Annotated in this window: 11 protein-coding genes; 2 read left to right on the top strand and 9 right to left on the bottom strand. The window is 37.2% G+C overall.

Features of this window, described 5'->3' with window-relative positions; genetic code table 11:
- Positions 1-10: 10 nt before the first annotated feature.
- From BN2628_RS10605 to BN2628_RS10590, 4 genes are read right to left on the bottom strand one after another with little or no spacing between them, the layout of a single operon-like run.
- Positions 11-1,741: a RagB/SusD family nutrient uptake outer membrane protein gene (locus BN2628_RS10605; protein ID WP_055097202.1), complete on the bottom strand. Its 1,731-nt coding sequence runs from the start codon at positions 1,739-1,741 to the stop codon at positions 11-13.
- Between the two features lie 18 nt (positions 1,742-1,759).
- A complete protein-coding gene (locus BN2628_RS10600) occupies positions 1,760-4,525 on the bottom strand; it encodes a SusC/RagA family TonB-linked outer membrane protein (protein WP_257606468.1) in 2,766 nt (921 codons plus the stop codon).
- Between the two features lie 60 nt (positions 4,526-4,585).
- Complete coding sequence (locus BN2628_RS10595) at positions 4,586-6,325, bottom strand: RagB/SusD family nutrient uptake outer membrane protein (protein ID WP_055100245.1); 1,740 nt, start codon at positions 6,323-6,325, stop codon at positions 4,586-4,588.
- A 13-nt stretch (positions 6,326-6,338) separates the two neighbouring features.
- Positions 6,339-9,554, bottom strand: coding sequence for a SusC/RagA family TonB-linked outer membrane protein (locus tag BN2628_RS10590; RefSeq protein ID WP_257606467.1), 3,216 nt, complete (start codon positions 9,552-9,554; stop codon positions 6,339-6,341).
- A 472-nt stretch (positions 9,555-10,026) separates the two neighbouring features.
- Between BN2628_RS10590 and BN2628_RS10580 the strand changes: the two genes are divergently transcribed.
- Together BN2628_RS10580 and BN2628_RS10575 are read left to right on the top strand one after the other, a co-directional pair.
- Positions 10,027-11,772, top strand: coding sequence for a right-handed parallel beta-helix repeat-containing protein (locus BN2628_RS10580; RefSeq protein ID WP_021931651.1), 1,746 nt, complete (start codon positions 10,027-10,029; stop codon positions 11,770-11,772).
- Positions 11,773-11,842: 70 nt separating this feature from the next.
- Positions 11,843-13,255, top strand: a complete 1,413-nt coding sequence (locus BN2628_RS10575) for a putative Ig domain-containing protein (protein WP_411267751.1) — start codon at positions 11,843-11,845, stop codon at positions 13,253-13,255.
- Between the two features lie 215 nt (positions 13,256-13,470).
- Here BN2628_RS10575 and tyrS read toward each other — a convergent pair whose 3' ends face one another.
- The 5 genes from tyrS to BN2628_RS10545 form a co-directional block, all read right to left on the bottom strand.
- Entirely contained in the window at positions 13,471-14,763 is a 1,293-nt protein-coding gene (gene tyrS / locus BN2628_RS10565) for a tyrosine--tRNA ligase (protein ID WP_044230331.1), read from the bottom strand.
- Between the two features lie 115 nt (positions 14,764-14,878).
- Positions 14,879-15,532, bottom strand: coding sequence for a TatD family hydrolase (locus BN2628_RS10560; protein WP_044230332.1), 654 nt, complete (start codon positions 15,530-15,532; stop codon positions 14,879-14,881).
- 14 nt (positions 15,533-15,546) lie between these two features.
- The gene (gene yidD, locus BN2628_RS10555; protein WP_044230334.1) at positions 15,547-15,768 is read right to left on the bottom strand and encodes a membrane protein insertion efficiency factor YidD; all 222 of its coding nucleotides are present in this window, start codon (positions 15,766-15,768) and stop codon (positions 15,547-15,549) included.
- Positions 15,768-16,181, bottom strand: a complete 414-nt coding sequence (gene rnpA, locus BN2628_RS10550; protein ID WP_044230336.1) for a ribonuclease P protein component — start codon at positions 16,179-16,181, stop codon at positions 15,768-15,770. The genes yidD and rnpA overlap by 1 nt, the downstream gene beginning before the upstream one ends.
- Positions 16,182-16,316: 135 nt before the next feature.
- A partial coding sequence (locus BN2628_RS10545) for a uroporphyrinogen-III synthase (protein WP_257606533.1) occupies positions 16,317-16,489 on the bottom strand: 173 nt, incomplete at its 5' end.

Raw genomic sequence — 16,489 nt, 5'->3', positions numbered from 1 at the left:
ATAGATGTTTTTACCAAAGAGGGTTTTGTTGCCAGTCTACACCTTCGGTAGATAACATAGTTTGGGGGATAGGATAAAAATACATTTTCTTTTCGAAAACTCTTTTTTCTACTTCGATTTTTTCGTATTTCATACTGATTAACCCCGGTGTTATTTCTACTCCGTATAGAGGTTCGTTCAAGTCTCTTTCAGCTGTCATCCAACGTCGTACATCCCACATGCGATGATCTTCAAAGGCCAATTCAACTCTTCTTTCATTTCGTATTTTTTCTCTCATTTCAGTTTGGCTTAAAGTTGAAGGGAAAGGTGGCATATTTACGCCATTTCGCCCTCTTGTCTTACTGGCATAAATAGCAATATCTGCATTTCCCGGGTCATACTCATTTAGTGCTTCTGCATAGTTTAGATACATTTCTGAAATACGGAAAAATATCCAAGTATGAATGCTTGTTCGGCCTTGGGCCAAGTCTAAGTCTTCATCAATGAATTTGTGTAAATAGTAACCTGTTGTTGTGGCATTCGCTACGCCTTTTCCGTTTTTCCCTCCGGCCCAGCATTCGAGGTGTGTGTCTTTGAATGCGGCTTCATTAGTGTATATTGTCATTGCCAATCGAGGGTCTCGGTTAAAATACGGTTCTGATTTATGCCTGTTGTTATTCCAGTCAAATGTGGACCCGTCTGTCATCTCATAAGCATCTACAAGATTTTGGGAAGGTGTAATGCCTCCTTCTCCATTAGGATAGCCAATGGGAAAATTTAGTCTTTCAAAATCATTCTTTGCCCAACTTCTTCGTACCATAATCAATTCTGGGTCTTCGAATGTTTTTCCTAATGATGCGTAATTTGACCCTAAATTATAACCGGCTTCACCAGACAAATCTATTACGGCTTTTGCTGCGTCAGCTGCAGCCTTCCATCTTTCTTTGCGAACTTCCGGGTTGTCTCCGTTAGGTAAAGAAATTAATTCCGGATGAGCATAACCTCCCGTCCACACTTGGTTATTCCATAAATCACTTGCAGCATATAATAATACTCGACTTTTTAAGGCTAATGCAGCTCCTTTTGTTACACGACCCAAATTATCTTCATCGTATGTTACGGGGAGTCCGTTTTCGTCATCCGATAGGTCATCACATTCGTCAACAATAAATTTGATACAATCTTCTAATGAATTTCGTTGAATGGTACCAAAATCTGTATCCAGATTGAGCGCTTCTGTGAAGATAGGGACACCTCCATAGCGTTTTATAAGTTCAAAGTAATAAAAAGCCCGTAAGAACCTGGCTTCACGGGACCAGTTTGCTATTTCTGCTGTACGGGTTTTGTAAATGGCCTGAGAGTTTTCACTTGGGTCATTTTTATATGCGTCCAGATTGACAGGTTTTTTATTCGGATCCAGGTATACATTTACTTTACGTATTGCTTTGAAATATTGGGTCCACACGTCATCTGGATTATTGAATGCATTCCACGAACCCGAATTGAATGTTTCGGCACCTCCTTTATATGTATATTCTGCCTCGTCGCATGCTGATGCTCGCATTGCGTTTCCCAATGCAAAGAATCCTTCTTCGAGATCAGTATATAATGATATTGCTTGGTATCGCGTATATTCATATTCTTTTTCGACCTGTTCTTTTGTCAAAGTTGTGCGTAACTCTCTGTCCAAGCTGTCATAACAGCTACACAAAAGGAATGCTGCCAGACTTGAAATTACGATGTTATATAACTTGTTTTTCATCTTTCCGTTCTTTAAAGGTTAAAATTGAACTTTTGCTCCAAAACTGATTGTTCTTAAGGCCGGATATCCAGACATAATTTCCGGGTCAAGATCTTTTATATGATCGATAGAGAAAAGATTAGTACCGTTGACGAAAATTCTTAAATCAGCAGTTGTCTTGGCAGTTGAAATAAGATTTTTAAAGGTATAGCCTAATTCGATATTCCGAAGTTTTAAGAAATTTCCATTTTTCAGCCAAAATGTTGACCCTTGGTAGTTATTTTGGTCGTCGGATGCTGATAACCGAGGATAAGTTGCTGTAGCTGCAGTTTCTGGAGTCCATCGGTTCAAGGCTACTTTAGAGACATTTCCCCGTCCTTGGAATGCTCTGTAATAAGGCGCATCTAAATATACATCCCTATTCAACGCACTTTGAAAAAATGCTGTAAAGTCAAATCCATAGAATGTACAGCCTAAATTAAGACCTAACGTTATTTCTGGTATTGATGTTTTACCGATAGGATACCAGTCGTTACTATCTATAATATTATCACCATTTTGGTCTTTATATTTAATGTCTCCTGCTTGTACATTTTGCCATGTAGGTTTTGCTACATCCGGGTTTTGAATATCTTCTTTGGTATAAAAACCTAAGGCTTCCAGATAATAGGGTTGATTAATTTGCCGACCTGTGCGATAGAAATAATCTTCTGTCTGTATTGATTCTGAGTTATATAATATTTTATTTTTGGCCATCCATCCATCTAATTGGGCAAAATATTGTATTTTTTTGCCAATATTATCAGACCATCGGATAGAGGCTTCAAAACCTTGATTTTTAGTTTTTCCTAAGTTCATATATGGCATATCGGCTCCTATATAAGATGGGATGTTTCGGCTGGGAATACATAATATGTCAAAACGTCGATTATAAAAATAGTCGAAAGATATATCTAGTTTTCCTAAAAGATTGGTCTCGAATCCGATATTAAATTTTCTTTCTTTTTCCCAACTGATATCAGGATTAGCCAGGCGACCTTGCATCAAACCTCGTATTGTGTGATTTTTGCTTGTCGTACCTAAAAAATAATCTGATGTATAGATGTATTCTTGATCGTACATGAAGCGGTCGCCGCCGATTTCATCATTGCCGGTAAGCCCATAAGATGTTCTTAATTTCAGATATTTGATGATATTGTTATTTTTTAAAAAATCTTCTTGGGAAACAATCCAGCCTAAAGAACCTGCAGGGAAGAAACTATTATGTTTTAAAAAGTTTTCAGAAGCTTGAGTTCCAAAGGAAAACTCAGCGATATAACGATTGTTGTTGGTATAGGTAAAACGTCCGCCAAATCCGATATGTCTATAAGGCTGCACAGCTCCTACATATCGTTCTTCATATTCGTACATAGCCATGGCATTGAGTTGGTGTTTCCCGAAAGTTCTATCATAGTTTAAGAAAGCTTGTAAAGTTGTATTTCTCCATTGGTCTGATTGACTTTCGTCACCGGTTAATGTTTCGTCCTGTCCTCCTGCCAATTCATATATGGGTTCTTCGTCGGCACCTTTGGTTATGGAAAATCTTTCAAAGTCTTTCGTTTTATTTGAATATCCTATATAGTAACTGTTAAATGCGATGGCTGCCGATGCACTCAATCCTGGTGTTATCATATCTAATTTCTCGGTTAGTCGGAGAGCTGAATTTAGGTTCCGTGCATTGTATGACCAATATCCGGTTTCAGCAATCATTCCCAACGGGTTATTGAACTTAGTATTTCCGCCATAGGTGCCATTCGGATTCTTTACTGGGAAAGAATTCGGGTTGATATAATCGAGTGTGTTGAATAAAGAGCTTGTATTTTGTCCTCCTGGGTTCACATTATCTTCAACAGATAACCCTAATGTGACATGTGCGGAGAAGTTTTTTGTTACATTGATATCCATGTTGGTCCGGACATTGTATTTTTGGTAAGTTTCATTTTTAGTGTCTTCCGACAAGTCTGTTGTTCTTTTCAAAAGTCCGTTGTTACCCAACATATTCAACATAACATAGTATTTTACAATTTTATTACCACCTCTGAAGTTTAAGTCAAAATTGTACAACGGAGCTGCTTTTCGTAAAACTTGATCGTACCAGTCAATATCCGGATGATACAAGGGATCGCTTCCGGTAAGATAGGCTTGAAGGTCTTCTTCCTTATAAGTCGGTGTTTTTACTCCGTTATTTGCTTCTGCTTCATTATAAAGACGTGCAAAATCATAAGCTCTTAGATATTCAGGAAGGCGGGTTGCTTGTTGAAATCCCACTTGAGTACTAAAACTTATTTTAAGAGGAGATTCTATGCCTCTTTTTGTTGTGACTAATAACACCCCATTGGCTCCTCTTAAGCCATAGATTGCTGTTGCAGAGGCATCTTTTAAAAATGTTACAGTCTCGATTTCCTCTGGTACTAAATGGTTAATAGTACTTTGATATCCATCAATTAAAATTAATGGTGCATTGTTTCCGGTAAAAGTGGCTATCCCCCGACCGGCATAACTTGTGCCGAAAGAGCCGGGTTCTTCAGACCCTTGCATTACTGTAAATCCGGGCAAACGACCGATAAGAGTATTCCATATATTAGGAGTGAATGTTTTTTCTAATTCTGCTCCTGAAACAGTTGAGATTGCACTTGATACCTGATAGTCGGGTTGTGAAGCAAAGGCTATTGCTCTGTTTTGTAGGTATTTAGTTTTGATACTATCTCCTGATGTTTGGCCTGAGAGATAGAGAGAACTACCCAAAATACAGGCCGTTAATATCATATTTCTATATATATATGTCATGGTGTTTGTTGTTTATGGTTAAAATTATATAAATGAAAATTATTCATACCCAGGGTTTTGAATCAGATATAATTTATCCATTTCGCTTTGAGGGAATGGATGTCTATACATGCGGGTTTTAAAAGACCGAACTTCAAAAACATAAGGTTTATATGTATATTCGTCCGATACACCTGCAATTTTGTATATTTTTATTCCATACATATTTCCCTGCATTACACCTTCTTGTTCTGCAATTTCCCAACGACGGATATCCCATAGTCTGTGACCTTCAAATGCCAGCTCTATACTACGTTCGTTGCGAATACGTTCCCGAAATTCTGCTTGACTTAAGTTTCGGGGGAAAGGAGGCATTCCAGAACGAGCTCTGATTTCGTCGACAGCGTCATAGGCTTCTGTCGGAGGAGTACTATGACATTCATTTAATGCTTCCGCATAGTTTAAATAAAGTTCTCCTAATCGTAATATGATTCCGTTGGGTACAACAGATTGTTTTGAGGATACACTGTAAGGTACCGGCTTATGTACCAAAGCTCCACCAATACAGTTATTTCTTCCATCTTTGTCGTTAGGGTCGTTGGGGTCTTTGGATGTAAAATCTAAAACTAGTAAGTCGTTGTTGTCCCATTTTTGTCCTTGGTAAGCTACAGACTGAGCAAAACGAGGATCGAGTTCTTTCAATTTTGCCATTAAATCATTTCCTCCATTATCGTCCCATGTTTGCTGCGTTCCATTTTTTGTCTCATATTTTTTAAGAAAATTGTAGGTTAGAGAACTTCCTGGCCCAAAGCCTGAGGCTCCGGTGTTAGGTATACGTGGTCCCCAAGGGAAATGCCATGGGCCCATAGCTTCTTTTGATTTTTCTGCCAGTATGATTTCACTATTATCAGGAGTTTCCCATACATATTGATAATTTTTGTCTACCCCTTTATCTTTGATTAGGGAGAAGCCACTGTTAATAGCCTCTTGTATAGCCAATCGACTGGCTTCTGCTGCAGCTTCCCAGCGTTTATCATCTTTATTCCCATAGCAGATTAGTGCGTTATTTCCTCCAAAATCCATATATGGAGTAGCTGTATTAAATGTCGGGCTGGCTGCATATAATAAGATTCTGGATTTCAGTGCTAAAGCAGCTGCTTTTGATGCTCTTCCTCGTAAATTTGAGGGGTATTCCGATGCGGAAGGCAAATCTGTATAAGCATCATCACAGTCTTGAACCATAAATTTTACAACATCATCGATTGTCCCTCTGGGTACGTAGAAATTATCGTCTAAATCAAATCTGTGCCGCAATATAGGAACTCCTCCGTATTTGATAAATAATTGCCAATAATTATAGGCTCGAAGAAATTTAGCTTCGCCTCGTACCTGTTTCTTATAATTGGGATCATCAAAAGGTGCATTATCTATAAGGTCGATAATTGTATTTGTTCTGCGTATTGCTTTCCAATGTGTTGTCCAACGAGAGTCTCTGTTGTCGGAGGCAGTCAATGAAGCGGTGTTCCAGCCTTGTGCCCAATACCAGGTATTGGCTGCTTCACATTCGTCTGTCGCTGCACCCGAAAAACAGTCACGTTTATCTCGTGCATCCCACATCGGCAAGTCGCTGAGTAGTCCCCAATAATAGGTTCCTGCCACGAAAGTCTCGAGTTGAAGTTTTGAGGAGAAAATAGTATCTTCTGTAACATCTACACCCGGGGCTTTTTCCAAATAATCACTACAAGATGAGAACGATACAAGTAGAATGATGTATAATGGTATATATCTTAGTCTTTTCATTTTTTTCTGTTTTTTAGAAGTTGACATTCAGGCCCATATTTACAGTTTTGACAATAGGATAAGGTTCGTAATTACCATCATTGTAAGTAGGTATTTCAGGGTCTTCGCCAGGGAATAGGTCACACCAGGTTACTAAATTGGTTCCATTGACATAGATACGAGCAGAGTCGAGACCAATCTTTTTTAATATTTTCCCTGAAAAAGTATATCCTATTTCTACATTTTTAAGTCGGAGATAACTGGCGTCGCGTATCCAAAGTGAAGAAGCTTGATAATTATGTTCCTGTGAGGCATTTGCTGATAAATGAGGAAATTTGATTTCATCTCCGTTTGCATAGCGTTCAGGAGTCCAACTATAGTCTTTCAGATAGTCGACTGCAGAACCGTCTTCTTGGAATCCGCGATTGCTTTTTTTGGAAGCACGGAATGATACGTGCGATGAGCCTTGGAATAATATTGAGAAATCAAAGCCTTTGATATCTCCACCTAATGAGATACCGTATGATATTTCCGGGAAATCGGAATATCCGATAGGTACTTGGTCGTATGTATTGATGATACCGTCACCGTTTACATCTTTATATTTGACATCTCCGGGTTGTATTTTATTGTTGTTGTACATTGATTCCGGACGGTTTATATCATTGACTTCTTCCCAAGTATTGTAAAATCCCTCAGCAATGTAACCGAAGTATTGATTTAAACGATGGCCTGTTCTTTTTTGATAAGCATATAGTTTATTGGATTCATCCATAAATATAATTTCGTTTCGAGCAAAAGTAAATATCCCTCTTAACCAATAGTTGAAAGGTCCTATATGGTCTCGGAATGTAATCTCTCCATCAAAACCCTTATTTTCCATTTTTCCCATATTATAAGCTGGAAGGTTTGCTCCTACAATGTCGGGTATAGTACCCCGATTGGCTAAGATGTCATCCCGTTTTTCTTGGAAGTAGTCCGCTGTTAATTTTATCCGGTCATTCCAAAGACTGAGGTCGATTCCTATGTTCATTTTTTTAGCCCTTTCCCATGTCAAATCAGGATTCCCGATTTTTCCTTCTGAAGAAGTGGTGTATAAAGTATAGTTTTGCCCGACGGTACCGAACCAATATGCACAATTGTCGTTGTTGTTACCACTTGCCGAATTGAAGACATAAGCAGTTGGACGATAAAGAAAACGTTCTCCACCGATTTTATCATTTCCAACTTCACCATATGACCCTCTGATTTTAATAAATGATACTGCATTGTTTTTAGGAAAGAAATTTTCTTCAGACAATACCCATCCTAAAGAGAATGCTGGGAAGAATCCGAAGCGTTTGCCTGCCCGAAAGTTTTCGGTACCATTATAGCCCATATTGAATTCTGCTAAGTATCGGCTGGCATAATCATAAGTGATACGTCCGACGATACCTTGGTAAGCATTAGGAATGAGGTAGGCAAGTCCTGGGTCATAATATTTACTTTGATTATATAAGATAAGTCCGCCTACAGAATGTTTGCCAAATGTTCTGGCATAATCAAATCCGGCTTCGATATATACTTTACGATTTTTCCCAAATATCTCATTGGTTTCAAAATTGCCGTCTTGCCCTTGAGGGATGAAGATCGGATTGTTTTTGTCTCCGATTAGTTTATATGTAACCATATTTTTTACATATCTTATCGTGTGAGTATTGTAATTTTGGTACGAAATCGTTGCGTGAGTAGATAATCCTTTTGTCAGGAAATCAAGTTTGTAGTTGAAACGTACAGAACCATTTAATTGATTTCTATATTCGTGTAAATGGCCATGCCCGATTACTAACCCTTTGAGTGGGTTTTCTATAAAACCGTATTCTCCATCAAGATTTTCAATAATTTTTCCGTCAACTACGCCAGGACCAGATGTAGGTGGATGTGCAAAGGCATTAGCCAATATATAAGGGGTACTATCACTCGGACCTTTTCTATCTTCTAATTGGTCTGATATATTTAAATTTACGCTGAACCGGTCGGTTACTTGAAAGTCAAAATTAGTGCGGAAATTATACCTATTATATCGAACTTGGGTATTGAATCCGTCTATCATGTCGGTATTATTGTATAGCCCCTGTTGAGTAAAGGCTCCTACTGAAGCAAAATATTTTACTTTCTCAGTACCACCGGTGATATTGATATTGTGTTGAGTTTGAAGACTGTGTTTCCTGAAAATAAGGCCTATCCAATCTGTATCGGAATGGAATAGCGGATCAGAATGGTCTTTATATAATTGTATATCTTCTTCTGAATATTTAGGAGTATAGTTACCGGTAAGATAACCATCATACGAAATAGCTTCATTGAAAGAGCGTGCATAATCGTATGCATTCATTTGTTTGCGAAGATTAGCAAAAGAGGAAAGAGCAAAGTTTGTCGAAAAACTTACTTTAGGCTTGGCAACTCGACCTCTTTTTGTCGTTATGAGGATGACTCCATTTGCTCCTCGTACTCCATATACGGCTGTTGCTGAAGCATCTTTCAATATGGATACATTTTCTATTTCATTTGGATCTATATTATTGTAATTGGGAGTTTCAATACCATCGACCATTACAAGGGGTGCTTGCAAATCTACATTATCATCAGTGGCAAATGAGCCGATACCTCTGATGCGGATGGTGGATTGGTCATTACCAGGTTCTCCACTTTTTTGTACGGCCAATAAACCGGGCATGCGTCCTACTAAAGCATTGCTGATATTGGCTTGTGAAGATTGTACTAATTCCTTAGTTTGTACCATTGAAACAGCTCCAGTAACTGTCGCTTTTTTCTGTTTGCCATAACCGACTACCACAACTTCGTCAATATTTACAGATTCTTCTTCCATTGTCACCGTAAGATTGGTTTTGTTGGCGATAGGTACAGTTTGCTGTTTCATGCCGATAAATGTAAAGACAAGGTTAGAAACGTTAGATGGAACAGTAAGTGTAAATTTTCCATCAATATCGGTAACTGTACCGACTTTGGTTCCTTTAACGGCGACTGATACTCCGGTGATAGGAATACCAGACTTGTCTAAAACTACACCGCTAATTTTTTTTCCAGATTGTGTGTTTTCCTGAGTTGATAACTGATTCTGTATTCCAGAAAAATCATCAGCAATGGCGATATCTGTAAAAAATGGCGCCATCACAAGTACCATTGTCAACAGAATATGCATGAGCTTACTCCTTGCATGGGACAAATGAACAGTTGTATCAATTTGCATAATTAAAATAGATTTAAATGTGTATTAGATTCTAAAAGAATTTTTGTGTTTTTTAATATGTCTTCTATAACATTGAGAAGAACTGTTTTTCATGGTGACATAATTGTACCGGTTTTATTTGTTCATTTACATATTTTGATTTTTGTCGGGATTATGATTTCGATATATGCAAATGTAAAGATGTATTATTTCAGTGACCGTTTAGTATGTAACAAAAAGCATACAAATATAACGGTGTTATGATTTGTGAATAATAATTTGTATATTTAGATTATATAAAATGTGATATTGAGTATGGATTTTTCAGGATTATTGTTTTAACATATATTTAGAGGAGGTGTTATAATTGAGTCTTTATCCGATACATTTGGATTATAGTAAGGGATATGACTTTTTTAATTTTGTAGCAGAAGTTTTCGTTCGTTAGGAATGTTTAGACTAGCTGATTTTTTATTTTAAAATTTAAATGCAAATGAAGAACATGAAGTTTATTGCCTTGTTTTTGATTTTGATGATTCCTTGGGGTACTATGGCGGGAAAGCGTCAAATAAATATGGCTGATTTGGGTGTTACGCCACAGACTCCAGACTGTACTCCCGCTATAGTAAAATGTTTACAGGAATGTAAGGATGATAAAAATATTACCATGCTGTTCGAAAAGGGAACATATCATTTTTTTCCAGATTTTGGAAAAGATAAGTACTGTTTTGTCAGTAATAATGATGAAGGTCTAAAAAGAACTATTTTTTTACTGGAACAAGTACAAAATATGACGATAGATGGTCAAGGGTCAAATTTTATTTTTCATGGTTTCTCAAATCCTTTTGTTATATATGATTCGAAAAATGTTACATTTAAAAATTTTTCAATTGATTATGTTCGTCCTTTTCATAGTGAAGCTATTATAATACAAAATAATCCCGATGGGATAGATGTGATGATACCAAAAAGTTTTCCATATAAAATAAATAATGGAACGTTGGTATTTACAGATGGGAGGAGTAAAGAAGAACGACAAACAACGGTGAGCCGGGAGATTGTATATCCTTATGGAAGTTTATTGGAATTCGATACCAATAAACGTGAAACTGCATTTATGGCTCGTGATTATTATTTGGGAAATACTCCGTTAGTTGCAAAAGATTTAGGGAATAGAAAAGTCCGGTTATTTTTGAAAGATTTGAGAGGGACAGTAGGCAATACACTTGTTTTTGCTTCTGCAAATAGAAATTATCCAGGATTTACAGTTTCTGATAGTGAGAATTTACGATTTGAAAATATAACTATATTTCATTCAGGTGGTATGGGCATTGTCGGGCAACGTACTCATAATGTAACAGTAGAATCGTGTAAAGTGACCCCTTCAAACGGTCGTATGATTAGTTGTACTGCTGATGCTACACATTTTTCGAATTGTACAGGGAAAATAGAATTAAGTCATTGTATTTTTGAAAATCAAATGGATGATGCGACCAATATACATGGAATATATGTACAAATTGCACGTCAGATAGCTCCCAATGAGGTACTTGTACAGTTAAAACATACACAACAATTGGGCTTTGACTTTCTTCAAAAAGGGGTTCCTGTAGAATTTGTTCAAGGCTTGAGTCTGATAACAAAGGGAAATGCCGTTGTTCTGGAGGCAGAACGTATCAATAAAGATTTTACACGAGTTAAGTTGTCAGAACCATTACCTGAGGGTATTAAGGTTGGGGACGCTATTGGCGAATTAAGGAAGTTTCCTGCAATACATATACATGATAACTATATAGGGAAAAATAGAGCACGGGGTATGTTGCTGAATTGTAGGGGTAAAACAATTGTTGAAAATAATATATTTCACTCTCCAGGAGCTGCAATTTTGTTTGAAGGAGATGCCAACTTTTGGTTTGAACAAGGTGGTGTCAACGACTGTACCATACGGAACAATGTGTTTGATAACTGTCTGTTTGGTGTGTGGGGTGAGGCTATTATCGATGTGCAAGCCGGAATAAAAGAGCAGAGAGATGTCAGTCGATATAATAAAAATATAAAAGTTTATAATAATACATTCCGAGTATTTGATGATGTATATTTGTTGCATGCGTATGGTGTGGAGAATATGGAATGGAAAAATAATAAACGAGTAATGACCAATGATTATCCTTCGGTCAGACAACGGGATTCTCTATATAAGATTGAATATTGTGACGATATAAAAATTTCTGAACCATAAAGTAAAAAAGACAATTATGAAAATCCGAAAATTGAAATGTATTATAACTTTATTTATAATATCAATTGGAATGTTAGATTTTGCTTCGGCAAAAAACGTATTTGAAGGGAAGCCATATATAAATCCGCCTTATGTAACGGCAATATATCCTAATACCGATTTCGTATTTGCTATTCCTACTTCAGGAGAGCGCCCTATGACGTGGACTGTGTCTGGATTGCCCGAAGGTTTGTCTTATAATGATAGTGTTGGGATAATTCGGGGGAAAGTTATGGAAAGCGGAGAATATATTGTCCATATTACGGCACAAAACTTAAAAGGAAAAGATTCAAACACTTTGACTATCAAAGTAGGTAATGATTTGGCATTGACTCCGGTGATGGGGTGGAACAGTTGGAATACATTTGGACGTAATATTAATGAGCAGTTGATACTGGAAGTTGCAGATGCAATGGTTTCTTCCGGTATGCGTGATTTAGGATATAATTATGTTTGTATTGATGATTTTTGGCAGGAAGAGAAACGGGGGGAAGACGGTCGGATTAAAGTAAATAAAGAGAAATTTCCTAATGGACTCCGTTATGTAGCCGATTACTTGCATGAGAGGGGCTTGCATTTGGGCGTTTATTCGGATGCATCTGATAAAACATGCGGAGGTGTGTGTGGCAGTTATGGTTATGAAGAATCAGACGCAAAGGATATGGCTTCATGGGGAGTAGACCTTTTGAAATATGATTATTGTGGAGCTCCTTCTGACCGAGCAACAGCGATAAAAAGATATACAGCTATGAGTAAGGCCTTGAAAAAGACAAATCGTTCTGTGGTTTTTTCGATTTGTGAATGGGGAGGGCGTGAACCTTGGCTATGGGCTAAATCTGTTGGTGGTCACTATTGGCGAACGACAGGAGATATTATGGATAATTGGACTCGGCCGGAATTTAACGGCATTATAGATATTGTGGCATTGAATGGACGTTTGGCAAAATATGCAGGGCCAGGAGGGTGGAATGATCCGGATATGCTTGTCGTTGGGATATCGGGGCGGAGTAAAAATATAAATTATGGAGCCGAGAGTTATGGTTGTACGAATGATGAGTATCGTACACATATGAGTCTTTGGTGTATGATGGCTTCACCTTTATTGTGTGGAAATGATATACGTAATATGTCTCAGGAGACAAAAGATATTTTGTTAAATCCAGAGATTATAGCTATAAATCAGGACAGATTGGGAGAACAAGGACGAATTATTCACCGCGATAGTCAATGTGTTATATGGAAGAAAAATCTTTCGGAAGGTATAGCTATAGCAGTGTGTAATTTAGCCGATAGTCGGTCTACTATGAAATTGGATTTTGATATGCTGGGGATTCCGGTAAGAGGGTTATTGCGTGATGTATGGAGCCATAAGAATTTGAACCCCCAAAAAATATTGGATTTAGATATTGCTCCACATGGTTGTGAAGTATTTGTGGTCAAATAATAGTGTTTGTGAGAAATTTGAAAAACAGAAAAAGCCTTTCAATACTTTGAAAGGCTTTTTCTGTTTGTTGTCTCACCAGGATTCGAACCTAGACAGGCAGAACCAAAAACTGCAGTGCTACCATTACACCATGAGACAATCCTTTGTTGCTTGGGGTGTTCCCAAAATCGATGCAAATATAGCAGAATATTTAATTACTGCCAAATTTTAAGCAGTTATTTTGCAATCAATAGGAAATAATTTTTTTTGCCACGTTGTACAATAAGGTATTTGCTATTTAATAAATAACTGACATCTATTTCTTTATCAAATTCGATGAGTTTTTCTTTATTGATGGAAACACCTCCTCCTTGTGTAGTTTTTTTCATTTCTCCTTTTGATGGGAATATTCCAGCTTTCTCGGTAAAAAGTTCAACCGCTTTTATTCCTTTTTTTAATTCTTCCTTGGAGATTTCAAATTGAGGAACACCTTCAAAAACTGCAAGTAAAGTGTCTTCATCTAATTTTTTCAATTGTTCTGATGTGGAGTTGCCAAATAATATGCTTGAAGCTTCTACTGCAGCTTCATAATCGGCTTCGGAATGAACCATTATTGTTATTTCTTTAGCCAGCCGTTTTTGGAGCGGACGTAAATGAGGTGCAGCATTCTGTTCCGTAACAAGAGCTTCTATCTCTTCTCGGCTGAGAGATGTAAATATTTTGATATAGCGCTCGGCATCAGCGTCACTTACATTGACCCAGAATTGATAAAATTTATAGGGAGATGTATAACGAGGGTCTAACCATATATTGCCTGACTCTGTTTTTCCGAATTTTCCACCATCAGCTTTTGTTATTAATGGGCATGTCAAGGCAAATGCTTCTCCTCCAGTAGTTCGGCGTATAAGTTCAGTCCCCGTTGTTATGTTTCCCCATTGGTCGGAACCTCCCATTTGTAATTTGCAGTTTTTGGTTTTGTTCAAGTATAGGAAATCATATCCTTGTACAAGCTGGTATGAGAATTCAGTAAAAGATAACCCGTTACTATTTTCTCCGTTCAGACGTTTTTTTACCGAATCTTTGGCCATCATATAATTGACGGTAATATATTTACCAACATCACGGATAAAGTCAAGAAATGTAAAATTTTTCATCCAATCATAGTTGTTGACCAATTCTGCAGCATTGGGTGCATCAGATTCGAAATCCAAAAATTTGGATAGTTGTTTCTTGATTGCTTCCTGATTGTGGCGTAGAGTTTTTTCATCGAGGAGATTCCGTTCTTGTGATTTCATCGAAGGGTCTCCAATCATTCCGGTTGCGCCTCCGACGAGAGCTATGGGCTTATGTCCTGCCCGTTGAAAATGTTTCAATATCATTACGCTTACAAGATGCCCGATATGTAGTGAGTCGGCAGTCGGATCGATACCGACATAGGCTGTAGTCATTTCTTTTTGCAATTGTTCTTCAGTACCGGGCATTATATCATGGATCATGCCTCTCCATTTAAGCTCTTCTACGAAATTCATCTTCTCATATTTTTATAATAATTTCTACTTATCTTCTGTGATGGACAAAGGTAAATAATTTTGTACAGAAACACTAAGAGCCTGTTTAAATTTTATCTGTTTCAAAGATTTTTCTTTATTTGCATTGAAAAATCTGCCGAAAGTTTTTGCAGATTTGTTCTTTTAATATTTCTGGTTTAATTTTCCATATGTTGGATATTTGAGTATAGACATCTTGAATCGTGACTTTTGAATCGTCTGTTTCTACTAATATGTGATTTGAAGTCATGACCTCCGGTAGCTTTTGAGGACAATGCATATTAACGGATATATGCAATCCATGTTTTAATAAAGATTCTGCCAATTGAGGTTTCCCTCGGAATCCATGAATGATCCAAGGTTGGGAGGGTTTTAGTTTATTATGTAAGTCGATGATTTCATTCCAAGCTTTTACACAATGTATGATAACAGGCTTCTTTAATGTTTCGGAAAGTCCTATTTGTAGCCGGAAAAGTTGTATTTGCTTTTCTATTGAAGTGGTTGCTAACGTATCGATACCACACTCTCCTATGGCGATAATTTCGGGTCGGTTTAGAAGTCCTTCCATTTCTTTAATTATTTGCGGCCAGATTGTAGTTTCCGGAATATACCATGGATGTACACCTAAGGAATAGAATTTATTTTCTTTAATGTCCGGAACCTGAGATTCTTTTTTGAATAGGATGTTTACTATTTCTTGTACTTTAGGATCGTTACTTTCTTTATGTGTATGTATATTATAATATTTCATAACTCATTTTGCCTTTAAGGTACAGGATCATATCCGCTGCCTCCCCAAGGATGACAGCGTAATATACGTTTTATAGCTAAACAAGTGCCTTTAAGTGGGCCATATTTTTTTATAGCTTGTATGGCATATTCCGAACAAGTTGGAACAAATCGACAGGTTGGTGGTTTTAACGGAGATATACAGGCCCGATAAAAATAAATAGGAATTAGTAGTATCCAAGAAAAGATCTTTTTCATTAAACTTTATCCGTTTTCGTGTCAGTATCTGTCAAATTGATTTCTTTATTGAGGCGAACCAGCGATTCTTTCATTTTTTTTTCTATGACAGAGTAATCGTTAAGTTCATTACTAATATATAGAAAAGCAATATTTAGTGTGCGATTATTGGGTAGATTATGTAAGAGAGAGTTTTTGTTGAGACGATAGGCTTCTCGTGTTCGACGGCGAAGCAAGTTTCGCTTGACAGCTCGTTTGAATCTTTTTTTGGGAATGCTGATTAAGATAGAAGCTTTGGAACTGAAGTTCGAATCAGAAAACTTATAAACAATTCGGAATGGATATATGACGAAAGATTCACCGGAAGTAAATAATTTGTCAATATCGTTTTTACTACGTAATCGTTCGTTTTTTTTTAGACTGAAATTCCCCATTTTTTATATAATGAAATTCTCCCGAAAGCTTTGGTGCAAATATACGAAATATCTGTCGCAATGCTTTCGGGAGAATTAACTTTAAGAACAAATTTATAGTTTCAATAGTATTTTTGAAACCTATTTTAGTGTAACCTATTTATTTTTTGAGGCCTTGCTGATTTCTTTGAAATAAAGTTCAAGGGCTGCTGTCATAGATGGAGCTTCTGGACGTGGAGCTTCGACGTCGAGCCTTAATCCAGCGTCACGGACAGCTTTGGCCGTCGTTGGGCCAAAACATCCGATTTTGATTTCCTTTTGATCAAAAT

This window comes from Gabonia massiliensis (genome assembly GCF_001403595.1).
GTDB lineage: Bacteria > Bacteroidota > Bacteroidia > Bacteroidales > Coprobacteraceae > Coprobacter > Coprobacter secundus.
Note: the sequence above shows the minus strand (reverse complement) of the source record. Positions and strands in the feature narration are given on the sequence as shown.

What these genes read in the sequence shown, in the direction of transcription:
- BN2628_RS10605 (WP_055097202.1), bottom strand. Translation starts at nt 1,741, where the DNA reads ATGAAAAACAAGTTATATAACATCGTAATTTCAAGTCTGGCAGCATTC.
- BN2628_RS10600 (WP_257606468.1), bottom strand. Translation starts at nt 4,525, where the DNA reads ATGATATTAACGGCCTGTATTTTGGGTAGTTCTCTCTATCTCTCAGGC.
- BN2628_RS10595 (WP_055100245.1), bottom strand. Translation starts at nt 6,325, where the DNA reads ATGAAAAGACTAAGATATATACCATTATACATCATTCTACTTGTATCG.
- BN2628_RS10590 (WP_257606467.1), bottom strand. Translation starts at nt 9,554, where the DNA reads ATGCAAATTGATACAACTGTTCATTTGTCCCATGCAAGGAGTAAGCTC.
- BN2628_RS10580 (WP_021931651.1), top strand. Translation starts at nt 10,027, where the DNA reads ATGAAGAACATGAAGTTTATTGCCTTGTTTTTGATTTTGATGATTCCT.
- BN2628_RS10575 (WP_411267751.1), top strand. Translation starts at nt 11,843, where the DNA reads ATGTTAGATTTTGCTTCGGCAAAAAACGTATTTGAAGGGAAGCCATAT.
- tyrS (WP_044230331.1), bottom strand. Translation starts at nt 14,763, where the DNA reads ATGAATTTCGTAGAAGAGCTTAAATGGAGAGGCATGATCCATGATATA.
- BN2628_RS10560 (WP_044230332.1), bottom strand. Translation starts at nt 15,532, where the DNA reads ATGAAATATTATAATATACATACACATAAAGAAAGTAACGATCCTAAA.
- yidD (WP_044230334.1), bottom strand. Translation starts at nt 15,768, where the DNA reads ATGAAAAAGATCTTTTCTTGGATACTACTAATTCCTATTTATTTTTAT.
- rnpA (WP_044230336.1), bottom strand. Translation starts at nt 16,181, where the DNA reads ATGGGGAATTTCAGTCTAAAAAAAAACGAACGATTACGTAGTAAAAAC.